22 protein-coding genes, 1 tRNA gene and 1 other RNA gene are annotated in these 22,146 nt (G+C 68.4%); 13 read left to right on the plus strand and 11 right to left on the minus strand.

The window, feature by feature from the left end:
* Positions 1 to 4 precede the first annotated feature (4 nt).
* Positions 5 to 865 carry an aldo/keto reductase gene (locus AMS65_RS09695; RefSeq protein ID WP_053383945.1) on the plus strand — a complete coding sequence of 287 codons (861 nt, stop codon included), beginning with the start codon at positions 5 to 7 and terminating at the stop codon, positions 863 to 865.
* Between the two features lie 55 nt (positions 866 to 920).
* Here AMS65_RS09695 and AMS65_RS09700 read toward each other — a convergent pair whose 3' ends face one another.
* The gene (locus AMS65_RS09700) at positions 921 to 2,066 is read right to left on the minus strand and encodes a N(5)-(carboxyethyl)ornithine synthase (RefSeq protein ID WP_053383946.1); all 1,146 of its coding nucleotides are present in this window, start codon (positions 2,064 to 2,066) and stop codon (positions 921 to 923) included.
* A gap of 603 nt (positions 2,067 to 2,669) precedes the next feature.
* On the opposite strand from AMS65_RS09700, the gene AMS65_RS09705 reads away from it, so the two are divergent.
* A complete protein-coding gene (locus tag AMS65_RS09705; RefSeq protein WP_053383947.1) occupies positions 2,670 to 3,674 on the plus strand; it encodes a hypothetical protein in 1,005 nt (334 codons plus the stop codon).
* On the plus strand, positions 3,667 to 5,148 hold the full coding sequence (locus tag AMS65_RS09710; protein ID WP_206541983.1) for a hypothetical protein: 1,482 nt from the start codon (positions 3,667 to 3,669) through the stop codon (positions 5,146 to 5,148). Before AMS65_RS09705 ends, AMS65_RS09710 begins: the two co-directional genes overlap by 8 nt.
* Before the next feature lie 180 nt (positions 5,149 to 5,328).
* On the opposite strand, the gene AMS65_RS09715 is transcribed toward AMS65_RS09710, so the two are convergent.
* From AMS65_RS09715 to AMS65_RS09725, 3 genes are all read right to left on the minus strand, one after another.
* Positions 5,329 to 5,401, minus strand: a tRNA-Val gene (locus AMS65_RS09715).
* Between the two features lie 65 nt (positions 5,402 to 5,466).
* Entirely contained in the window at positions 5,467 to 5,928 is a 462-nt protein-coding gene (locus AMS65_RS09720) for a peroxiredoxin (RefSeq protein ID WP_053383948.1), read from the minus strand.
* 91 nt (positions 5,929 to 6,019) lie between these two features.
* Positions 6,020 to 6,505 carry a glutathione peroxidase gene (locus AMS65_RS09725; protein WP_053383949.1) on the minus strand — a complete coding sequence of 162 codons (486 nt, stop codon included), beginning with the start codon at positions 6,503 to 6,505 and terminating at the stop codon, positions 6,020 to 6,022.
* A 128-nt stretch (positions 6,506 to 6,633) separates the two neighbouring features.
* Between AMS65_RS09725 and AMS65_RS09730 the strand changes: the two genes are divergently transcribed.
* Together AMS65_RS09730 and AMS65_RS09735 are read left to right on the plus strand one after the other, a co-directional pair.
* Positions 6,634 to 7,170, plus strand: coding sequence for a flavin reductase family protein (locus AMS65_RS09730; protein ID WP_083451586.1), 537 nt, complete (start codon positions 6,634 to 6,636; stop codon positions 7,168 to 7,170).
* Positions 7,171 to 7,213: 43 nt separating this feature from the next.
* The gene (locus AMS65_RS09735) at positions 7,214 to 8,335 is read left to right on the plus strand and encodes a glutathione S-transferase family protein (protein WP_083451587.1); all 1,122 of its coding nucleotides are present in this window, start codon (positions 7,214 to 7,216) and stop codon (positions 8,333 to 8,335) included.
* A 24-nt stretch (positions 8,336 to 8,359) separates the two neighbouring features.
* Here the strand turns inward: AMS65_RS09735 and AMS65_RS09740 are convergent, their stop codons facing one another.
* The 5 genes from AMS65_RS09740 to AMS65_RS09760 form a co-directional block, all read right to left on the minus strand.
* Positions 8,360 to 9,598 (minus strand): MFS transporter, encoded by a 1,239-nt coding sequence (locus AMS65_RS09740; RefSeq protein WP_053383951.1) that lies wholly within the window; start codon positions 9,596 to 9,598, stop codon positions 8,360 to 8,362.
* Positions 9,599 to 9,673: 75 nt separating this feature from the next.
* On the minus strand, positions 9,674 to 10,321 hold the full coding sequence (locus AMS65_RS09745; RefSeq protein WP_053383952.1) for an MBL fold metallo-hydrolase: 648 nt from the start codon (positions 10,319 to 10,321) through the stop codon (positions 9,674 to 9,676).
* A 61-nt stretch (positions 10,322 to 10,382) separates the two neighbouring features.
* Entirely contained in the window at positions 10,383 to 11,579 is a 1,197-nt protein-coding gene (locus tag AMS65_RS09750; RefSeq protein WP_053383953.1) for a glycoside hydrolase family 3 N-terminal domain-containing protein, read from the minus strand.
* Between the two features lie 22 nt (positions 11,580 to 11,601).
* Entirely contained in the window at positions 11,602 to 12,441 is an 840-nt protein-coding gene (locus AMS65_RS09755) for a universal stress protein (RefSeq protein WP_053383954.1), read from the minus strand.
* Positions 12,442 to 12,484: 43 nt separating this feature from the next.
* Positions 12,485 to 13,924, minus strand: coding sequence for a glyceraldehyde-3-phosphate dehydrogenase (locus AMS65_RS09760; RefSeq protein ID WP_053383955.1), 1,440 nt, complete (start codon positions 13,922 to 13,924; stop codon positions 12,485 to 12,487).
* 207 nt (positions 13,925 to 14,131) lie between these two features.
* Here AMS65_RS09760 and AMS65_RS09765 point away from each other — a divergent pair, with 207 nt between their 5' ends.
* The 6 genes from AMS65_RS09765 (at position 14,132) to rnpB (ending at position 18,893) form a co-directional block, all read left to right on the plus strand.
* Positions 14,132 to 15,040, plus strand: a complete 909-nt coding sequence (locus AMS65_RS09765; RefSeq protein ID WP_053383956.1) for a MetQ/NlpA family ABC transporter substrate-binding protein — start codon at positions 14,132 to 14,134, stop codon at positions 15,038 to 15,040.
* An 87-nt stretch (positions 15,041 to 15,127) separates the two neighbouring features.
* Positions 15,128 to 16,156: a methionine ABC transporter ATP-binding protein gene (locus AMS65_RS09770; protein WP_053383957.1), complete on the plus strand. Its 1,029-nt coding sequence runs from the start codon at positions 15,128 to 15,130 to the stop codon at positions 16,154 to 16,156.
* Positions 16,156 to 16,815, plus strand: coding sequence for a methionine ABC transporter permease (locus AMS65_RS09775; RefSeq protein WP_053383958.1), 660 nt, complete (start codon positions 16,156 to 16,158; stop codon positions 16,813 to 16,815). Before AMS65_RS09770 ends, AMS65_RS09775 begins: the two co-directional genes overlap by 1 nt.
* Positions 16,816 to 16,853: 38 nt before the next feature.
* The gene (locus AMS65_RS09780; protein WP_053383959.1) at positions 16,854 to 17,696 is read left to right on the plus strand and encodes a Nif3-like dinuclear metal center hexameric protein; all 843 of its coding nucleotides are present in this window, start codon (positions 16,854 to 16,856) and stop codon (positions 17,694 to 17,696) included.
* Between the two features lie 28 nt (positions 17,697 to 17,724).
* On the plus strand, positions 17,725 to 18,456 hold the full coding sequence (locus AMS65_RS09785; RefSeq protein WP_053383960.1) for a zinc ribbon domain-containing protein: 732 nt from the start codon (positions 17,725 to 17,727) through the stop codon (positions 18,454 to 18,456).
* 51 nt (positions 18,457 to 18,507) lie between these two features.
* An RNA gene (rnpB, locus tag AMS65_RS10690) (RNase P RNA component class A) lies at positions 18,508 to 18,893 on the plus strand.
* A 38-nt stretch (positions 18,894 to 18,931) separates the two neighbouring features.
* Here rnpB and AMS65_RS09790 read toward each other — a convergent pair.
* Both AMS65_RS09790 and map read right to left on the minus strand, forming a co-directional pair.
* On the minus strand, positions 18,932 to 19,441 hold the full coding sequence (locus AMS65_RS09790) for a bifunctional nuclease family protein (protein WP_053383961.1): 510 nt from the start codon (positions 19,439 to 19,441) through the stop codon (positions 18,932 to 18,934).
* Positions 19,442 to 19,528: 87 nt separating this feature from the next.
* Positions 19,529 to 20,398 (minus strand): type I methionyl aminopeptidase, encoded by an 870-nt coding sequence (map, locus tag AMS65_RS09795; protein ID WP_053383962.1) that lies wholly within the window; start codon positions 20,396 to 20,398, stop codon positions 19,529 to 19,531.
* Positions 20,399 to 20,474: 76 nt separating this feature from the next.
* On the opposite strand from map, the gene AMS65_RS09800 reads away from it, so the two are divergent.
* Both AMS65_RS09800 and glnA read left to right on the plus strand, forming a co-directional pair.
* Positions 20,475 to 20,678, plus strand: a complete 204-nt coding sequence (locus tag AMS65_RS09800; RefSeq protein ID WP_053383963.1) for a hypothetical protein — start codon at positions 20,475 to 20,477, stop codon at positions 20,676 to 20,678.
* A 128-nt stretch (positions 20,679 to 20,806) separates the two neighbouring features.
* Positions 20,807 to 22,144, plus strand: a complete 1,338-nt coding sequence (gene glnA / locus AMS65_RS09805) for a type I glutamate--ammonia ligase (protein ID WP_053383964.1) — start codon at positions 20,807 to 20,809, stop codon at positions 22,142 to 22,144.
* Positions 22,145 to 22,146 lie beyond the last annotated feature (2 nt).

Below are 22,146 nucleotides of genomic sequence, written 5' to 3' on the forward strand. Positions count from 1 at the left end.
CATCATGCAGACCGTGACCTTGAACAACGGTGTCGTCATGCCCGTCCTCGGGTACGGGGTGTACCAGATTCCCGCCGAGGAGACCGAGCGGGCGGTGGCGGCCGCGCTCGAGGCCGGGTACCGGCTCCTCGATACCGCCGCCGGGTACGGGAACGAGGAGGCCGTCGGACGCGCCATCGCCGCGAGCGGGATCCCGCGCGAGGACCTCTTCGTCACGACCAAGCTGTGGGTGCAGGACAGCGGGCCCGCCGGCGCGGGGGAGGCGAACACGGTGCGCGCGTTCGAGTCGTCGCTGTCGAAGCTCGGGCTGGACTATCTCGACCTGTACCTGATCCACCAGCCCTACGGGGACTACTACTCCGAGTGGCGGGCGATGGAGGGCCTCTACGGGGATGACCGCATCCGTGCGATCGGGGTGTCGAACTTCCACCCCGACCGGCTCGTCGACCTGATCTCGAACAGCACGATCGTGCCGGCGGTGAACCAGATCGAGACCCATCCGTTCCACCAGCGCGCGAACGATCACGCGCTCATGGTCGAGCACGGGGTGCAGCACGAGTCGTGGGGGCCGTTCGCCGAGGGCCGGAACCGCATCTTCACACATCCGGTGCTCGCCCCGATCGCCGCGGCGCACGGCAAATCCATCGCCCAGGTGGTGCTGCGCTGGCTCATCCAGTCGGATGTCGTCGCGATCCCCAAGTCCGTCACTCCGGAGCGCATGCAGCAGAACATCGACGTGTTCGATTTCGAGCTCACCCCCGGCGAGATGGAGGTCATCGCCGGTCTCGACGAGGGAGGGTCGCTGTTCTTCGACCACCGGGACCCGGACATGACCGTCCGGCTGGGCACCAGCCGGGTGGACTGACGCCGGGGGAGCGGCGACGGCTGGCTTCGAGGTCTCCGGGGCCGGGCCCCGACGATCAGCGACGCGCGTGCGGGTACTCCTTCTCGCGTCCCTGGAACGCGAGAACCGCCTCGTTGAGCACGACGCCGTCCTGGATCTCGATGGCCTTGCGGATGGTCTCGTCCTGCTGCCAGGCTGCCCGCCCCGCGCTCACCGTCTCCAGATAGGAGGAGATCGCCTCGCTGATCTCCCAGGTGGCCGAGTTCCAGAGCAGGGAGGGCGTGTGGTCGACGGCGTAGTAGTGCACCCGGTTGCCGACCATGAACACCGGGTCGTCGAACGTGGTCGGTTCGGCCCAGCTGAATCCCATCCCCTCGTCGCAGGACACGTCGACGATCAGCGAGCCGGGCCTGAAGGCGTCCAGATCCTCGTCCCGCAGATAGATGATCGGGTTCTCCGGGTCCTGCAGCGTACAGTTGACCACGATGTCGCTCTCCGCGAGGTAGGGCGCGAGCGGTACTCGACCGTCGTCGTCGGTGATCGCGAAGCTGCCGCCGCCCTCCGCGTCTTCGACATGGTCGATCTGCACGATCCGGGCGGAGTGGATCGGGGACGCCACTGCGGAGATGCTGCGCATCGTCAGCACTCTGACCTCATGGATCCCGTGCGCGTTGAGCGCGGTGACCGCCCCGCGCGCGGTTGCGCCGAAGCCGATCACCGCAGCAGTCAGGCGCCGGCCGTAGGCGCCGGTGACCCCCATGATCTCCAGACTGTGGATGACGGAGGCATAACCCGCGAGTTCGTTGTTCTTATGGAAGACGTGGAGGCCGAAGCTCCCGTCGCTCTTCCAGTGGTTCATCGCTTCGAAGGCGATCAGGGTCAGCTTCTTGTCGATCGCGAGCTGCGCGATCTCGGCGTCCTGCACGCAGTGGGGCCAGCCCCACACCGTCTGCCCGTCGCGCAGCGCGGCCAGGTCCGCCGGCTGCATCTTGGGGAGCAGGATCACGTCGCAGCGTTCGATCAGTTCGGACCGGGTCAGTACGCCTCCGACGTGCGGAGCCAGCTCGTCGTCCGTCACGTCGAACTTGTCGCCGTAACCCGCTTCGATGAAGAGGCAGGCGGCGATTCGGGGGTCGAGCCGCTGGAAGTGGCTCGGGTGCACCGGCAGCCGGTGCTCGTTCTCCAATGACGATCGACCGAAGATTCCTATGGAGAGCGGCATCTGTGCACCTGCGACTTTCAGAGCGGGCAGACGGATACTCCATCCGCCCTGAGATCGGATCCAAACAGACCCGAATACTCGAAGCGTACGCCACCTGGCGGGGTCGCGGGGAAGAACGCCGCGCACAGGGGCGGTCGAAGCGGATCGCGAAGATGGATTCTCGGGTGGACTCATCGATCAATGTGGGAACAGACGACAGCGGGCCGGGTAGCTGAGTTCCGCATGAAATCGTGGCTCAGGCGGTGATCCTGCGGCCGGTGATGCCGGATGATCTACTCGTCGAAGTACCGTCGGAGCCAAGGAGAGGGCCTTGAACGTGACCGACGTACTGGGAAGTGGAAGCCAAACGGATAGCCCGAACGAACAGTGTCAGCGTGAAAGCACTCGCGCGGTGGTCCGGGGTTCGCCGGGGAATGGCGCTGGCCAAGATCCGTTGAGGTCGACGCACGGATGGCGTGGGCTCCAGCGCCGATGTCGTGGCCTCTCCGTTGCCGTCAAACCATTACTCGCAAGTGTGAGAACCACTAGAGCGTGCTCACTGTGTCGGTGGTGCTCGATACGCTCAGATGAGAATGAGCGCATAGCTGCAGTTTGGAGATCGCAATGGTTGAACCGAGGGCTATAGACAAAGCCAAGGACAGCATCGGCAAGGCCACCAGCGGTATCGGGAGGTTTGCTCGTGAGAAGTCAACCCAGATCGCTGAACAGGCGGAGGGCATCATGGACTCCACTAAAGAGTTTACGAATGGCAGGGTCGAAAAGCTCACGGCGAAGGAACCCGATCCCTACGAGGCAGCCATCGCGGATTACAACGGTGCGTTCATCATGATGAGTGACAAAGGCCTCACACTGCTACGGCAGCGGGAACGCTCCACCGACTTGATCGAGTTCGTCGAGTTGCTAGTGACGAGCATCGCCAACACCCCGAAGTCGTTTGAAACTGACTTCGAAGAGATTGATGTGAACAAGGCACGGTTCTTGGACGCTGAGGAGTTCGCCCGTAAGGATCTTGAAGCGGCCCGTAAATCGGTCACTGGTGCCGGGGCTGGATTCACCGCTGGCGTTGCTGTAGCGAGTATGGCACCGTCGGCTGCGCTCTGGGTGGCGACGACTTTCGGTACGGCTTCGACCGGCACCGCGATCTCGACACTGACTGGAGCTGCTGCAACCAAAGCCGCACTCGCCTGGCTCGGTGGCGGGGCGATCGCTGCTGGAGGAGGCGGCGCAGCCGCGGGCAGCGCACTGCTCGCGCTGGCCGGCCCCATTGGGTGGACTGTCGCGGGTGCCACACTCCTCGCCTCGATCGCGCTTTTCGCGAAGAAGAAGTTCGAGAACCGCGAAGCGAAGCAGGAAGCGCTCACAGCTGTGAAGCAGAACACCGCGCTCGTGAGAGCCATGGATGGGCAAATCGGCGACCTTCTGCAGCGCACGGCATCCCTGCGTCAGATGCTCTCGAAGAACTATAGGGAAGCACTGCCATTCTTCGGTGTCGACTTCAGGACACTGCCCAAAGAACAACAGTCTCAGCTTGCTGCCCTGGTGAACAACACGAAAGCGTGCGCAGCTCAGCTGAGCCTTCGCATCGAGCAGGAGGGCGACGGTGAATAGCGGGACGAGGAGCGTCGAGGGCGACGCCGCAAAGATCGCGAAGAGCGGACAGGAGCAGGCAGTCGCAGCGTGGGCGAACTACCTTAACCAGCTCCGGCTGGATCAGCTGGTAGATGCTCTCCGCAGGCAGGACGTAAATCTCCGTGATGCCCTGGCCAGTGTCGATGAGGCGGTTGACGAGATCAAGAAGGTAGTCGCGAGTAACCGGGGCGGGCTGAAAGGCATGCACGGGTTCATCGCTGAGGTTGCCGAGACCGGAGTCAGTAATGCCCGAAGTCAGATTCTGGGCGGGAACAAGGTCTATGAGTGGGTAGACGACAACGGGCCGTTCGATCTCATGCGGGAAGGGGTCGCGATCCAGCAGAAGTTCTATGCGGCAGGAGGTAATTTCGGACTCGGCGCGATTGCCGAGCATCTAAGAAGGTACCCCGGCTTCATCGAGAGCGGCCACAGGTACCAGATCCCGAGCAACCACTACGAAGTGGTGCGGGAGCTTTACCTCATGCCCCGCGAGGAGGCGGGTAAGGCTCTCTCGCGCTCGAGCGATGGGCTATCGTTCAAGGACTGGCAGAGAGTTCAAGCATTCTTCGAGGAAGGCTCGGTTCCCTTTGAATCCCTCGAACCGTCGCACCTTGGCTACCGTGAGGTGCAGCAAGGAGCATACGGTGCGACGATGGCGGCGGAGAAGGACTCCCTGCGCGAGACTGATCAGGGTCAGCGTGACTCCGCCTATCTGGAGAGTAAACCTTCTCTGAAGCAGGGCTCGCAGGTGACCGTCACGGCAGCTGCGATCGAAGGAAGCGCAACCTTTGTCATGGCCGTGGTTGCGAAGCGGCGCACAGGCAAGAGGCTGAGCGAGTTCACTGGCGACGACTGGGCGGCAATCGCCTGTGAGACCGGCTTCGGCTTCGCCAAGGGGGGAACGCGCGGTTTGAGTATCTATACACTCACCAACTTCACCGCGACATCCGCTGCGGCGGCCAGCGCGATTGTCACCGCTGCTTTCGGCGTCGCTGAGCAGGCAAACAAGCTCCGGCGCAGCGAGATCGACGAGCAGGAGTTCATCGAGAACGCCGAACTCATCTCGTTGGAGGCCGCAGTGGGCGCGCTGTCTTCCTTCATCGGTCAGGCCTTCATCCCGGTGCCTATCCTCGGTGCCGTGATCGGCAACACTGTGGGCTTGGTGCTGTACCGGACAGCGTCAAGTTCACTTTCCAGGCGTGAATCTGAACTCATCGAGCGCTACCTCGAAGAACAGCGCGTGCTTGATGAGCGGCTTGCTGTTGAGTACCAGGAGCTTGTTGAGCAGCTCGACGCAGCCATGTCGGACTACATCGAGATGCTCGGGCGCGCGTTCTCGCCAGACGTGAGAGTAGCACTCGTCGGGTCCGTCAACCTTGCGCTGGAGGTTGGCGTGGCTTCGGAGGAAGTCTTGGACTCCGAAGAGAAAGTTCTGGCCTACTTCCTCGACTAACGGGTTGGCCGGGGAAGTAAGCCCGGGCGGGATCGAGCGCCTGGCCGATGAGGGTTCAGACCACATCGACCAGAATGCCATCGTCCGTGGACACTGCTCGGGAGCATTCGCTTCGAGGGCGAGGTATTTCGACGCGGCGTTCTCGAACCCCGGTGGCGACTCCCTCTGTGGTGCTTCGAGTGGGCCCGGCCGGGATCGAACCGACGACATCCACGGTGTAAACGTGGCGCTCTACCAGCTGAGCTACAGGCCCCTCGCCCGCGCGGCGGGCTCCCCATAGTGTAGGGGAGACCGCCGCGCGGCTGCGAATCGGGGAGACTAGCCGATCGCGGCCAGTGCGTCGCGATACGCCGCGAAGTCGCGGGGCTGGCCCGGCGCCGTCTCGAAGGACGCGAGCACGCGGCGATCCTCGCCGATCACGAGCGTCGCGCGTGTCGCGATGCCGGCCTCCTCGACGAACACGCCGTACTGCTGCGCGACCGCGCCGTGCGGCCAGAAGTCGGAGAGGATCGAGAACTCGTAGCCCTCCTGCTCGGCCCACGCCTTGAGCGCGTAGACGGAATCGACCGAGACGCCCACGAGCCGCACCTTGCTGTCGGAGAACACCGACAGGTTGTCGCGCAGCTCGCACAGCTCACCGGTGCAGATGCCCGAGAACGCGAGCGGGAAGAAGACCAGCGCGACCGGCCCCTCCGCGACGAGCTCCGACAGCGTCAGCTCCTCGCCGTGCTGATCCGACAGCGTGAAATCCGGCGCCTGCGCGCCGACCTCGAGCACCATGGTGCCCCCTTTCCGGCGCGATGCGCCCCTGTGATGACGGGTCCGCGTCCGCTGACGGGTCCTCGTCAACCCTACTCCGGGTCGATCGCGCTCAGCGCGGCAGGGCGGTCTCGATCGCGTCGATCACCGCGGGATCGTCGGGCTCCACCGTCGGCCGGAACCGCGCGATCGAGTCGTCCGGCGCCACCACGAACTTCTCGAAGTTCCACTTGACCCGGCCGGTCTTCCCGGCCGCATCGGGCACCTCGTGCAGCAGTTCGTAGAGCGGGTGCTTGCGGCGCCCGTTGACGCGCACCTTCGCCATGAGCGGAAACGTGACCCCGTAGCTCGTCGAGCAGAAGGTCTTGATCTCCTCGGCGTCGCCGGGCTCCTGGTTCATGAACTGGTTGCAGGGGAAGCCGAGCACAGTGAACCCCCGGTCCTCGTATCGCCGCTGCAGCTCCTCGAGCTTCGTGTACTGCGGGGTCAGCCCGCAGCGCGACGCTACGTTCACGACGAGCACCGCCCGGTCGGCGTACTCGGCGAGCGTCGTCGTGGTGCCGTCGATGGTGGTCAGGGGGATCTCGCGCAGCCTCATGACACCAGAGTACGCTCGTGGTCGCGGACGCGGTGACCGGTTCGGAATGTTCACGGGAGACGCCGCGTTGAGGATGCCGTGGAGCATGATCCTTCGGATGGGATCGCGCTCGGAAGGGAGAATGCGGAATGGGGTCGGACCTGAGCGGGCCGGAGCGGGACATCGACACGGAGATCGGGGCGGAGGCGCTCAAACGGGCGTTCCGGGAGCACCCGACGGGGGTCGCGCTGATCACCGCGCAGACGGCGGAGGGGCCGGTGGGCCTGACGGCATCGAGCGTCGCCTCCGTCGGCATCGACCCGCCGGCGATCTCGTTCTCCGTGACGCGCGCGACCGGCAGCGCCGGGGGAATCCTGGGCGCCGACAGCTATCTGGTGCACCTGCTCGACGCACGGCACGCCGATGTCGCGCGCTCCTTCGCGGTCTCGGGAGCGGAGCGCTTCACGGCCGATCAAGGGTGGACGGAGCTGCCGACGGGTGAGCCGCATCTGCCGGAATCGCGGGTCGCCCTGCGCTGCCGCACGCTGCACTCGCTGGGTGTGGGCGCCTCCGTGATCGTCGTCGCCGAGGTGCTGGATGCCCGCTTCGGCGACGCCCACGCGCCGATGGTCTACCACGATCGGGAGTTCCGCACGCTCGCGGACGATCCCCGGGGCGCCGAGTAGCGGGACGATCTAGGCTGGGAGCATCGAGCGGGAGGACGGGATCATGGCGGACGAGCAGGCGATGGGCGGCTACGTGACGGGCGGCGAGGCGTTCGAGCGGGACACCCAGTACATCGAGGATCGCATCGTGACGGATCCCGCGGCCGTGCGCGCGCTGCCCGCACCGCCGCCCTCGAAGATCGGGTCGGTCGGGTACGGCCTCGCTCCCGACGCCGAGGCGTGGCCGGTGGAGCCCGGGCGGTACCGGCTCGTCGCAGCCGCGGCCTGCCCCTGGGCCAATCGAACCGTGATCGTGCGGCGCCTGCTCGGGCTCGAGAACGTGATCTCGCTGGGGCGCCCGGGCCCGGTGCACGACGCGCGGTCCTGGACCTTCGATCTCGAGGGATCGCCTGAGAACGTCGGCGGTGTCGACCCCGTGCTCGGCACCGAGCGCCTGCAGCAGAACTACTTCAAGCGCTTTCCCGACTACCCGCGCGGCATCACGGTGCCGGCGATCGTCGACGTGCCGAGCGGGGCGGTCGTCACCAACGACTACCCGCAGATCACCCTCGACTTCTCGACGCAGTGGCGGGAGTTCCACCGGGAGGGCGCACCGGATCTGCTGCCCGAGGATCGGCTCGCGGAGATGCGGCCCGTGATCGAGCGGGTCTTCACCGAGATCAACAACGGCGTGTACCGCTGCGGCTTCGCGGGAAGCCAGGAGGCCTACGACGCCGCGTACGCGCGGCTGTGGGAGGCGATGGACTGGCTCGAGGACCGGTTGGCCGGCAGCCGCTATCTCGTCGGCGACACCATCACCGAGGCCGATGTGCGCCTCTTCACGACGCTCGTGCGCTTCGACGCGGTGTATCACGGGCACTTCAAGACGAACCGCAACAAGCTGGCCGAGATGGATCGGCTCTGGGCCTACGCGCGCGACCTGTTCCAGACGCCGGGCTTCGGCGACACCGTCGACTTCGCGCAGATCAAGCGGCACTACTACGCGACGCACACCGACATCAATCCGACCCGCATCGTGCCGGCCGGGCCGGAGCTCTCGAACTGGCTCGAGCCTCACGGGCGGGAACGACTCGGCGGCTCGCCGTTCGGCGAGGGCACCGCGCCGGGGCCGGTCCCCGCGAGCGAACGCGTCGCAGCCGGGCACAATCCGCTGTACCCGGCGTGACCGCCGTGCCGACCGCGGCTCTCGTCAGTCGCCCCTGATCGGGATCCCGACCGTGTTCAGGTCGCGGGCCTTGTCGCGCCGTTCGACCGCCAGGCTGAGCATGGCGAGCGCGAAGCCCAGCGCTCCCAGCGCGGCACCGACCCAGCCGGGTGCGAGATAGCCGAGTCCGCCGGCGATCACGACGCCGCCGAGCCACGCCCCGAGGCTGTTGCCGACGTTGAACGCGGCGTGGTTCACCGCCGCCCCGAGCAGCGCCGCCTCGTCCGAGATGCGGATCAGGCGGGTCTGGATCGAGGGGATCAACGTCGACGAGGTGAGTCCGAGCAGGAAGACGCTGACGAAGAGCCCCACGGCGAACTGCGCCACCTGGGTGTAGAGCACCAGCACCGCGATGAACGACATGAAGCCCCACGTGATCGTGCGCCTGAGGTCGCGATCGCTCGCCCAACCGCCGAGCAGGTTCCCGATGGTCATCCCGACGCCGAGGCAGGCCAGCACCCAGGGGACGATGCCCGGGCCGAGCCCGGTCTCCCGCGTCGTGACCTCGGCGATGTAGGAGTAGACCGCGAAGAAGCCGCCGAAGCCGACCGATCCGACCGCGATCATGATCCAGGTGCGCGGATTGCGCAGGGCGGAGAGCTCCTTGAGCGGGCTGCGGTCCGGGTTACCGGGGAAGCGGGGGAGGAACGCGAGCACGAGCAGCAGCGCGGCGGCGAAGATCAGCGCCACGAAGACGAGCGCGATGCGCCAGCCGAAGGCCTGGCCGAGCCAGGTGGCGATCGGAACGCCGAACACGTTCGCGATGGTGAGACCCGACATGGCGAGCGCGACGCCGCGCCCCTGACTGCCCGGCCCCATGATGCGGGCGGCGAGCAGCGAGGCCACGCCGAAGTAGGCGCCGTGGGGCAGCGCCGCGACGAAGCGGAACAGCGCGAGCGTGCCGAAGGTGGGCATGAGCGCGGAGGCGACCGTGCCCACGATGAACAGACCGAGCAGCCAGAACGCCAGGCGGCTCTGCGACATGCGCGCCGCGAGCACGGCGAACACGGGAGCGCCGACGACCACCCCGAGGGCATAGGCCGAGATGAGCAGGCCGGCCTGCGCGATGACCGTGTCGGGGGACTGCTCGAACCCCGGGATCAGTTCGCGCGCGATGTCCGGCAGCAGCCCCATCGCGGCGAACTCCGTGACGCCGATGCCGAAGCCGCCCAGCGCGAGCGCGAAGAGCGCGAGGTTGCGGCGGAGCGGGGTGAACTGGTGCATGGGCGCCTTTCGAGCGGGGCGGGATCGGCGCAGCACTGCGACCAGGAAAGACTACCCCTCGAGCGGCGTTCCGCTCTACCAGCCGCGGGCGAGCCAGGCTTCGAGGTCCGGCTGCTCCTGCGCAATGGTCGTGCTGTCGCCGTGACCGGGTCGCGCGCTCGTGTCGGCGGGCAGCGTGAACAGCTGGCCGCGGATCGACGTCACGATCTGCTCGAAGCTGGAGTACTCCCACCGGGTGGCTCCGGGCCCGCCGCGGAAGAGCGTGTCGCCCGAGAACACGGTGCCGAGCGCGGGGGCCGCGAAGCAGACCGACCCCGGGGTGTGTCCCGGGGTGTGCAGGGTCACGATCTCCGTGCCGGCCACCGTGAAGCCCGCGCCGTCCGCGAGTTCGAAATCGGGCGTCTGGGAGCCGTGGGTCTGCTCCCAGAGGAAGAGGTCCGCCGGGTGCAGGTAGAGGTGGGTGTCGAGCAGCGCGGCGGTCGCGAGGGCCGCGTTCACGTGATCCTCGTGGCCGTGCGTGAGCAGGATCCCGAGCGTCTCGCGATCGCCCACGGCGCGGGCGATCGCGTCGGCGTCGTGCGCCGCGTCGATCACGATCGCCTCGGCGTCGTCGCCGATCACCCACACGTTGTTCTCGAGCGCGACACCCTCGGGCGGGAAGCCGGGTCGGCCCGCCCCGATCAGTCCGCTCGTGACCACTCGCTCGATCCGCACCTCAGTCATGCCGCTCCGCCTTTCCTCGTCCATCAACCCTAGCGATCGGCGGACGCCGCTCGCTCGGCGGCTACCCGCTCGTGCGCTCGCCGGCCTCGAGGCGCAACTCGGCGACCCGCACCGCGGCCTCCTCCAGGCGCTCCTGCGGGATCCTGCCCTGCTCCACCTCCGCGGTCAGTCCATCGATCGTCGCCGTCAGCGTCTCCTGGTCGCTGCCCGCCACGAGCACGAGCAGGTCGTTGCCGGCGGCGAGGGCCGCCGCGGCGTTGCGCACGGGGTCCCTGAACTCGTCGATGCCGGAGGAGAGCAGCATGCCGAGGTCATCGGATACTGCGACGCCGGTGAACCCCATCTCCTCCCGGGCGAGGCGATGCCACTCCGCGGAGAGGGACGCCGGGGCGGCGTCGACCGCGGTGAACGCCAGGTGGCCGAACATCAGGAGTTCCGCCCCGGCGTCGATGCCGGCTCGGAACGGCTGCGCCTCCCCGGCCGACCAGTCCTCGAGGGCGACGCCGGAGCTCGGGATCTGCGCGTGCGAGTCGCCCGGCGCGGCCCCGTGCCCCGGGAAGTGCTTGAGCGTGGAGAAGACGGTGCCGCGCTCGCCCTGCACGGCCGCGGAGACCCGCGAGGCGGCATCGGACGGGGTCGCGCCGAGCGCGCGGGAATAGATGAAACCGGCGGGGTCCTCTGCGACGTCGGCCACGATCCCGAAGTTGACGTTGATCCCCGCTTCGGCGAGCAGCGCAGCACGACCGGCGAAGGCCCGCTCGGTGGCCGCGGCATCCTCGAACTTGAGCGTGTCGGCGCCGGGGAAGTCGTCCCACGGCAGGCGCGACACCATGCCTCCCTCCTCGTCGATGGCGACGAGCGCGGGATAGGCGGGGTCGGGGGAGAAACCGGCGGTGATGACGGAGAGCTCCTCCGGAGTGCCCGGCACGTTGCCGCCCATCAGGATGAAGCCGCCCAGGCCGTGATCGGTCACGAAGGCCCCCAGGGCTTCGGGATCGGTGCCGGGCGCGGTGGCCATCAGCACGCTCGCGACATTCTCGCGGGTGGAGGCGGCGGCGACCAGATCCGCGGCCTGCCGATGCCGAGCCTCCGCGGGGCTCGGCGCGTCCGGTGCTGGAGCCGCGGTGGGGGCCTCACTCGAGGTACCCGAACCGCCGCCGTCGCCCGGGCTCTCCGTCGGAGCCGAGGCGCAGGCCGTGGGCGCGAGCAGGAGCGCTGCGCCCACGGCGAGCCAGGTCAGGGACCGAGTGATCCTCATCCGCGATGCGTCCGAGCGTCGGCTACGCCCGGGTGACCACGACCGGGCACGGCAGCGCCTGCAGCACGCCGTGGCTCACCGAGCCGAGCAGCAGCCGCGAGATGCCGCCGCGGCCGCGGCTGCCGACGACGAGCAGCTCGGCGTGCTCCGCCGCCTGCACGAGCGCCGCGACGGGGGGAGACTGCACGATCTCCCGGCGGACCTCCAGATCCGGGTAGCGGCTCGCGAGCCCCGCGACGCCGATGGCGATCGCCTCCTCGGCCGCGGCGCGCTGCGATTCGACGAGCTCCTCGCTCCACAGGTACTCGAGGCCGGGCGTGAGCGGCGGCATCCAGGCGTACACCGCGACCAGGGGGGTGCCGCGCAGCGAGGCCTCCTCGGCCGCGAACGCGATGGCCCGCTTGGAGGCCTCCGAGCCGTCGACGCCGACCACCACGCCGGTCCCGGGCTCGTGCTTCGGAACGACCGCGACCGGGCAGTGAGCCGTCGCCGCCGCCTTGACCGCGCGGGTGCCGAAGAACGATCCGGCGAAGCGGCTGCCGCCGTGCGCGCCGAGCACCAGCAGGTCCGCGCGCCTGGACGCCTCCTCCACCTCCGCGATGGGGTGGCCCACCACCGCGGTACCCGAGATGCGGCCCTCGAAGCCGAGGCTGCGGGCGAACTCCGTCTCGCCCTGCAGCATCTGCTCCGAGGCCTCCTGCGCCTCCGAGAGGAACGCGACGCTCTCCGAGAGGAACGAGTCGTCGGCCACGTGCAGCAGCTCCACGGAAGCGCCGTGCTCGGTCGCGCGCGCGAGGCCCCACGCGAGGGCCACCCGGCTCTGCTCAGATCCGTCTACTCCGATGAGGTACTTCTCCGACATCTCCGGTCCTTTCTCTCGGGTGTGCTGAGGCCGCGACCGCGGCTCAGGCCTCGCGCGCCGGAAGGTGCGCGGGGTGGTTTCCGGCGAGCTGCTCGATGATGCGAACCACCTGGCAGCTGTAGCCGTACTCATTGTCGTACCAGACGTACAGCACGGCGCTGTCCCCGGTGACGATCGTGGCGAGTCCGTCGACGATGCCGGCACGGTTCGAGCCGACGAAGTCGGTCGACACGATCTCGGCCGACTCGACGTAGTCGATCTGAGTGCGCAGCGCACCGGTCAGCGAGACCTGCTCGAGGAACTGATTGATCTCGTCGCGCGTGGTCTCGCTCTCGAGCTGCAGGTTCAGCACCGCCATCGACACGTCGGGGGTGGGAACCCGGATCGCGTTGCCCGTGAGCTTGCCCTCGAACTCGGGCAGCGCCTTCGAGACGGCCTTCGCGGCGCCGGTCTCCGTGAGCACCATGTTGAGCGCCGCCGAACGGCCGCGGCGGTCGCCCTTGTGGAAGTTGTCGATGAGGTTCTGATCGTTGGTGTACGAGTGGACCGTCTCGACGTGGCCGCGCTTGACGCCGAAGCGGTCGTTGATGACCTTGAGCACGGGCGTGATCGCGTTCGTGGTGCACGACGCGGCGCTGAGGATCGTGTGCTCGGCGGTGATCTTGTCGCTGTTGACGCCGAAGACCACGTTGAGCATGTCGCCCTTGCCGGGTGCCGTGAGGAGCACGCGGGCGATGCCCGTGTTCTGCAGGTGCTGAGAGAGCCCGTCGGCGTCGCGCCACCGGCCGGTGTTGTCGACCAGGATGGCGTCCTTGATGCCGTACTGCGCGTAGTCGACGCTGGCCGGATCGTTCGAGTAGATGACCTGGATGCGCACGCCGTTCGCCAGGATCGCGTCCTCGTCCTCCAGTACCTTGATCGTCCCGTTGAACGGGCCGTGCACGGAGTCGCGGCGCAGCAGGTTCGCGCGCTTGGCGAGGTCGTTCTCCGAGCCCTTGCGCACCACGATGGCGCGCAGGTTGAGGCCGTTGCCGCTGCCGGAGTGGTCGATGATGATGCGGGCGAGCAGGCGGCCGATGCGGCCGAAGCCGTAGAGCACGACGTCGGTGCCCTGGCCGGGCTGCGCGTCGATCGCCGGAGCGAGCTGCTCCCGCAGGTAGGCGTCGAGGTCGTCGCCGCCGGCGGTGCGGAAGCCGTTGGCGAGCAGGGCCAGGTCGACCGAGACGGGGCCGGGCTGGATGCGGGCGAGCGCCTCGACCACGGCGGAGGTCTCTGCGAGCGGCAGCTCGACGTCGTCGATCTTCCGGGCGAAGCTGTGGGCTCGGATGATGTCGATGGGGGAGCGCCCCACCAGGCTCCGGCCGTGCACGGACATGACCACGTCGTGGTCGCGGTACAGCTGCCCGATCAGCGGAATCATCCGCTCTGCGAGTTCCTGCTTCGCCTTCCACGCCTCAAGGTGAGCATCAGCACGCTGAATCATGTGAACGGAGGGTTCCTTTCAATGGTGTGAAGAGGGATCGGCCTGCCCGCCGGCGACGCGTCGACGTCAGCTCCAGTATCCCATGCGGATGACGCCGTGTGACACCGCGATTTCGGCTCCTATGCGACATCCGTCACGCTGGAACGGTCCGCCGCCGCGTGCGCTGCGGCGCGTTTCCGCACCAGACTCGATTTGCAGAGGATGATCATGACCTTCAAGAAGCGCGGCGTGCTCGCCGCATCAATCGCAGCCTTCGCGCTGCTGCTGACCGCCTGCGCGGGCCCGTCGTCCGATGCCCCGGCGGACGAGGCGTCGGGAGAGGCCGGCACCGAGACCGTCAAGCTCGGTGTGGTCGGAGCGAGCGACCCCTACTGGGAGATCTTCGTCGACGCCGCCGCCGAGGAGGGGATCGAGGTCGAGCTCGTCGACTTCGCCGACTACAACCTCGCGAACCCCGCTCTGACGAGCGGTGAGATCGACCTCAACCAGTTCCAGCACACCATCTTCCTGGCCCAGCACAACAACGCCACCGGCGACGACCTGCAGCCGATCGGGGCCACCGCGATCTACCCGCTGGGCCTCTACTCGAAGAAGTACGACAGCGTCGAGGACATCCCCGCCGGCGAGACCGTCGCGATTCCCTCGGACGAGGTCAACCGCGCCCGCGCCCTGCTGGTGCTGCAGTCGGCCGGTCTGCTCGAGCTCGAGGGTGGCGGATCCGTGGTGTCCACGCCGGACGAGATCGTCGAGTCGGAGTCGCGCGTCAAGGTGCAGGAGCTCGACGCGGCGCTCACCGCGACCTCGCTCGGCGACGTCGCCGCGGCGATCATCAACAACGACTTCGTGGGCGACGCGGGCCTCGTCGCCTCCGACGCCATCGCGCAGGACGATCCGAACGATCCGGCGGCCTTCCCCTACATCAACCTGTTCGTCTCGCGCGCCGAGGACACGAACAACCCGACCTACCTGAAGCTCGTCGAGATCTACCAGAACAGCCAGGACGTGCTCGACGGCGTCTACGCGAACTCCGGCGACACCGCCGTCTTCGTGCAGACTCCCGCCGCGGAGCTGCAGGAGAGCCTCGCCACGGTGCAGCAGGATCTCGCGGGCAACTAAGCTCGTTCTGCGCCCTCCGGGCGCGACGACGGAGGCGGGTGCGCGGATCGCGCACCCGCCGCATCCGCATCACAGGGAAGGTGCAGCATGACCAGAGTGACGATCGAACGGGTGGTGAAGGAGTATCCCGTGCGCGGTCGTGCTGCCGGCACGATCACCGCGGTCGACGACGTCTCGATCGACGTGGCGTCGGGCGAGATCCACGCCATCATCGGCTACTCGGGTGCGGGCAAGAGCACGCTGCTGCGCCTCATCAACGGCCTCGAGCACGTCACCTCGGGCCGGATCCTGGTCGGCGAGAACGATGTCGCCGCGATGAGCGAGCGCGAGCTGCGCCGCGAACGCACCGAGATCGGCATGATCTTCCAGCACTTCAACCTCTTCCGCTCGAAGACGGTGGCGCAGAACGTCGCCTATCCGCTCGTCGTGGCGGGAATGCCCGCTGCCGAGCGCAAGGACCGCGTCGCCGAGCTGTTGTCCTTCGTCGGGCTCGCGGACAAGGCGAGCGCCTATCCGGAGCAGCTCTCGGGTGGCCAGAAGCAGCGGGTGGGCATCGCCCGCGCGCTCGCGACCAATCCGGGCGTGCTGCTCGCCGACGAGGCGACGAGCGCCCTCGACCCCGAGACCTCGCAGGAGGTGCTCGCGCTGCTGAAGCGGGTCAACGCGGAGCTGGGCATCACGATCATCCTCATCACGCACGAGATGGAGGTGGTGCGCGAGATCGCCGATCGCGTCACGGTGATGGACGGCGGCCGCGCCGTCGAGCAGGGAGACGTCTTCGACGTGTTCTCGCGCCCGCAGGCGGAGACCTCGCGGCGCTTCGTCGCCACGGCGCTGCCGACGCAGCCCGATCCCGAGCACCTGCGGAGGCTGCAGGAGAAGCACCGCGGCAAGCTCGTCGCGGTCACCTTCGTCGACGGAGGCGTGGATCAGCCCGTCGTCTTCCAGACCCTCGCCGACCGGGGCATCGGCGTCAGCATCGTGCACGGCGGCATCACCGATGTCGGCGGGCGGAGCTTCGGCAAGCTCACCCTCGAACTCATCGGCGATGAGCTGCAGGTCGAGCACGGCATCGCCGCGCTCGGGCAGCAGACCGAACTGGAGGTGCTGGCCTGATGGACGCCGTCATCGAATTCCTGCCCAAGGTGCTCGTCGCGACCGGCGAGACGCTGCTCTACGTCGCCGTCGCACTGCTGATCGGCGGCCTGCTCGGCCTGATCATCGGCGTCTCCATCGTCGTCACCCGCAAGGGCGGGCTCACGCCGAACCAGCCGGTCTACTGGCTGCTGAACGTCCTCGTCAACTTCTTCCGCCCGATCCCGTTCCTGATCCTGATGGTGGCGCTGCAGCCGCTCGCGCGCATCGTGGTGGGCACCGGCATCCAGAGCCCGGCGTTCATGTTCGTGCTCTCGTTCGCGGCCACCTTCGGCATTGCGCGCCTCGTCGAGCAGAACCTGCTCACGGTCGATCCGGGTGTCATCGAGGCCGCGCGCGCCATGGGAGCGGGCCCGCTGCGGATCATCCTCACGGTGCTCATCCCCGAGGGACTCGGCCCGCTGATCCTCGGCTACACTTTCGCGTTCATCGCGATCGTCGACATGTCGGCCCTCGCCGGCATCATCGGCGGCGGCGGTCTCGGCAACCTCGCGCTGCAGTACGGCTTCCGCCAGTTCAATCCCTGGATCACCTGGGGCACGGTGCTGGTCATGGTCATCATCGTGCAGCTCGCGCAGGTGGTGGGCAACGCGCTCGCCCGCAAGGTGCTGCGGAGGTAGGCGGCACCGGGCGGGTCGTCGCCCGATAGGCTCGGACCATGAGCGACTTCACCCTGGGCGATCTGCGACGGGCCTGCGAGGAGCTGTGGCCGGTCGGCACGGCGGAGGCGTGGGATCGCGTCGGTCTCGTGTCGGGTGCGGACGGGGCTCCGCTGCGGAGAGTGCTGCTGGCCGTCGACGCGGTCGAGGCCACCGTCGGCGAAGCGCTGGAGTGGGGAGCCGACGCGCTGTTCACCCACCACCCGCTGCTGCTGCGCGGCATCCACACGCTCGCCGAGGACACCTCGAAGGGGGCGTTGCTCGCGCGCCTGATCCGCGGCGGGTGCGCGCTGTACGCCGCGCACACGAACGCCGACCAGCCCGAGGGCGGCGTCTCCGCGGTGCTCGCCGCTCGGCTCGGCCTCGAGCGCGCCGAGGCGATCGTGCCGGGGGACGGACCGCGACCGGACGAGGTGTTCGGGATCGGGCGCGTCGGAACGCTGCGCGAACCCATCGCGCTGCGGGACTTCGCCGAGCGGGTGGCGGCGATCCTGCCGCCCACCGTGAGCGGCGTGCGCGTGGCGGGCGATCCGCTGCGGCCCGTCTCCAGGATCGCGCTGCTCGGGGGCGCGGGGGACAGCCTGCTCGATCACCCGGCAGTTCGGAGCGCCGATGTGTACCTCACCTCGGACCTGCGGCACCACCCGGCGCAGGAGTCCGTCGAGCTCTCCGCGGCGGCCGGCGGGCCGGCGCTCGTCGACGTGGCGCACTGGGCGAGCGAGTCCCTGTGGCTCGAGGGTGCGGCGACCCTGCTCGGGGAGAGGCTGCCGGGTGTGGAATTCCGGGTGAGCGGGCTGCGCACCGACCCGTGGACGTTCGCGGTGGGTGCGAGCGCCGATTGAGCCGGTCGAAAGCGCTAGGCTTGCAGCCATGAAGGCCAGCCCCCGCCAGCAGCGACTGCTGCTCGATCTCCAGCAGCTCGACCACACGATCGCTCAGCTGCGGCGCAAGCGCGCCACGCTGCCCGAGCGGGCCGAGATCGCGGGCCTCGCCGGTGAGATCGCCGCGGCACGCGACCGCTTCATGTCGGCGCAGCGCGAGCTCGACTCCCAGAACGCCGACATCGCCCGCGTCGAGGCCGACATCACGATGGTGCGTCAGCGTCGCGAGCGCGACGAGCAGATGCTCTCCGTGAGCACATCGAGCAAGGAGGCGCAGGCGCTGCAGGGCGAGCTGGACACGCTCGCGCGGCGCAAGGGCGAGCTCGAGGATCGCGAGCTCGAGCTGATGGAGGTGCAGGAGCGCGCGCAGGCGGAGTTCGCAGAGGCGGAGCGCCTGCTGGGCGGGGTCGACGAGCGACGGGCGGCGCTGCAGCAGCGGATCGACGAGGCGGAGCAGCGGCTCGACCGCGAGATCTCATCGAACACCGAGGAGCGTGCCGGGCTCGCGGCGGAGATCCAGCGCGATCTGATCGAGGTCTACGAAGAGCTGCGCGGTCGTATCGGGATCGGCGCGGCGCGGCTGCGGGGCAACGTGTCGGAGGCGAGCAACATGGCGCTCGCGCCGGCCGAGCTCAGCGACATCCGAGCGACGGCTCCCGACGAGGTCGTGTTCTGCCCGGGCACCGGGGCGATCCTCGTGCGCGGCGCCGACGAGGAGTAACGGGCCGGAGCGACGCCGCCGAGGAATAGCGGGATAGACTGTGATTCGGAATGGGTCGGTGAGACGGTCGCGTCGCGGCGCCGCGTGCGGTGCACGCGCCGAGGAACGTCCGGGCTCCGCAGGGGAGAACGGTGGGTAACGCCCACCCGGGGCAACCCGCGAGAAAGTGCAACAGAGAGTAGACCGCCCGATCCGGTTCGCCGGACCGGGTAAGGGTGAAAGGGTGGTGTAAGAGACCACCGGCGTCCGTGGTGACACGGGCGGCCAGGTAAACCTCGTTCGGAGCAAGGCCAGACAGAAGACGTTGACGCTCCCCGCCGAGTCTTCGGGTAGGCCGCTGGAGGGTACTGGCAACAGTGCCCCGAGAGAGATGACCGTCGCCCCGGGCCCGCACGGGCTCGAGGAGACAGAACCCGGCGTATGATCCGGCCCATTCCCTTCTCTTCGGCTCACCGGCCCGGTTGGCCCTGCGCGCTCAGTCCTCGAAATCCTCCGGCTCGACGTCGTCGATGAATCTGCGGAACTCGGCGAGCTGCTCCTCGGTGAGCTCCTCCTCGCCCTCTTCCGCGTGATCCGCCGGATCCGGAACGCCCGCCTCGTCCAGCACGCTCTCCGCCACGTGCATCGGTGCGCCCGCTCGGCGGGCGATCGCGATGGCGTCCGAGGGGCGGGCGTCGATGACCCGCGGACCGGCGGGCGTGCGCAGGTGGATATCCGCGTAGAAGGTGCGGTCCTCGATCCGGCTGATCTCCACCCGATCGATGCGCGCCCCGAGGGAACTCACGAGCCGCACCATGAGATCGTGCGAGAGCGGTCGGGGCGTGGTCGCGCCCTGCACGGCGACGAGGATCGATGCGGCCTCCTGCTGGCCGATCCAGATGGGCAGGATCCGTCCCCCGTCCGGCCCCTCCGCGACCGGTTCGAGCAGCAGGACGAACTGGCCCTGGGCGTCCTGGGCCATCCCCCTCACCCTCACCTCGACCATCAGCCTCCTCCGATCGTCCCCGGGCGCCGATCCCTCTCTTCGAGTCTCCTCGCGGGCGCCGCACCGCGCAAGGGGCGGGGGAGCGCGCTACTCGGAGAGGGTCAGCAGCTCGAAGCCGTCCTCGCGCACCACGACGGTGTGCTCGAACTGGGCCGTGAGGCTCTTGTCGCGCGTGGTGATGGTCCAGCCGTCGTCCCACTGATCCCACTCGTGCGTGCCGAGCGTGAGCATCGGCTCGACCGTGAACACCATGCCGGGCACGATCACGTCGCTGTAGGCGGGCGCGGAGTCGTAGTGCGGGATGATGAGCCCGGAGTGGAACGACGAGCCGACGCCGTGCCCGGTGAAGTCGCGCACGACGCCGTAGCCGAAGCGCTTGGCGTAGGTCTCGATCACACGGCCGATCACGTTGACCTGGCGGCCGGGCTTGGCCGCCCGGATGCCCCGCATCATGGCCTCGTGCGTGCGCTCGATCAGCAGCTCGGCCTCCTCCCGGACCTCTCCGACGCGGAAGGTGCGGTTGGTGTCGCCGTGGAAGCCGTCGAGATAGGCGGTGACGTCGACGTTGACGAGATCCCCCTCGCGCAGCACGGTGTCGTCCGGGACGCCGTGGCAGATCACCTCGTTGACGGAGGTGCAGGAGGAAGCGCGGTAGCCCCGGTAGCCGAGCGTCGAGGGATAGGCGCCCTGCGAGACCACGTACTCGTGCGCGATGCGGTCGAGCTCGGCGGTCGCGACTCCCGGTCGCACGGCCTCGCCCACGGCGTCGAGCGCCCGTGACGCGATGCGACCGGCGGCGCGGATCCGGGCGATCTCGGCCTCCGTGTAGGTGTTGTCGCCCGTGTAGGCGGGCGGCTCGGCCAGTCCCACGTACGGCGGACGCGCAATGCGGGCCGGGACCGTGCGGGCGGGCGGGAGCGTACCGGGAACGAGATGACCGTGTGCATCGAAAGGCATACCTCATAGTCTATGAAGTGCGCCGGGCAGACGGCCGGTGCGAGGTGTCGGACGACGTAACGATCGGAGTGGCAGCATGAGCAAGAAGGACTGGGGTATCGACGACCCGCAGGAGACGTACTGGTTCAACACGCGCACGCGAGAGGTGGAGGAGGGGCCGCAGTCGCTGTCAGTGGATCGGCTGGGGCCGTTCGCCACCCGGGATGAGGCGGCGCGCGCCGAGGAGATTATCGCCGAGCGCGCCCGCAAGTGGGCGGAGGAGGAGGCCGCAGACGACTGAGCGACGCATTTCGGCCCTGTAACACGAATGTCACGGGGCCGCGATAGTCTGATGCTGGCGGCGCGAGGGCGCCGCTCGATCCGACCGGCGAACCGGCCCGGATCGCGCACGAACGAAACGGAGCCGGTGTGAGCAAGCAGCGCGATTTTGTTCTCCGCACCATCGAGGAGCGCGGCGTGAAGTTCGTGCGCCTGTGGTTCAGCGACGTCTCTGGCACGCTGAAATCGGTGGCGCTCGCCCCGGCGGAGGTCGAGGGCGCGTTCAGCGAGGGCATCGGCTTCGACGGTTCGGCGATCGAGGGCCTCACCCGCGCGTACGAATCCGACCTGCTCGCGGTGCCGGATCCGTCGACCTTCCAGCTGCTGCCCTGGCGCAGTCAGACCGCTCCGACGGCCCGCATGTTCTGCGATATCCGCACCCCCAACGGCGAGCCGGCCGTCGCGGATCCGCGCAACGTGCTCAAGCGCACGCTCGCGCGGGCGGCCGAGCAGGGCTTCACCTTCTACACGCACCCCGAGATCGAGTTCTATCTGCTCAAGTCGAAGAATTTCGGTCCCGAGGGCCCCGTGCCGGTGGATCGCGCCGGCTACTTCGACAATGTGCCGGGCGGCACCGCGCACGATTTCCGGCGCGAGAGCGTGAACATGCTCGAGGAGCTCGGCATCTCGGTCGAGTTCAGCCACCACGAGGCGGGTCCGGGCCAGAACGAGATCGATCTGCGCTACGCCGACGCGCTCACCACCGCCGACAACATCATGACGTTCCGCACCGTCGTGAAGGAGGTGGCCATCTCGCAGGGCGTGCACGCGACCTTCATGCCGAAGCCCCTCGCGGGCCAGCCCGGCTCCGGCATGCACACCCACGTCTCGCTGCTCGAGGGCGACTCCAATGCCTTCTACGACGCGGGCGCCAGGTACCAGATCTCGCAGACCGGCCGTCGCTTCATCGCTGGCCTGCTGCGTCACGCGCCCGAGATCACCGCGGTCACGAACCAGTACATCAACTCCTACAAGCGGCTCTGGGGCGGCGACGAGGCGCCCTCGTTCGTGAGCTGGGGGCACAATAACCGGTCGGCGCTCGTGCGCGTGCCCATGTACAAGCCCGGCAAGGGCGACGCGGCGCGCGTCGAGTACCGGGGCATGGACAGCGCGGTGAATCCGTACCTGGGCTTCTCCGTACTGCTCGCGGCCGGGCTCAAGGGCATCGAGGAGGAGTACGAACTGCCTCCCGAGGCCGAGAACAACGTCTGGGCGCTGAGCGACGGGGAGCGACGGGCGATGGGCTTCGATCCGCTGCCCACGAGCCTCGACCACGCCCTCGCCGTGATGGAGCGCTCTGAGCTGGTGGCCGAGACGCTCGGCGAGCAGGTGTTCGCCTACCTCATCCGAGACAAGCGCCGCGAGGTGTCCGAGTACCGCAGCCAGGTGACCCCCTACGAGCTCTCCTCGATGCTCGACACGGTGTAGCC

The sequence above is a fragment of the Leucobacter celer subsp. astrifaciens genome, from assembly GCF_001273835.1.
Lineage (GTDB): Bacteria > Actinomycetota > Actinomycetes > Actinomycetales > Microbacteriaceae > Leucobacter > Leucobacter celer.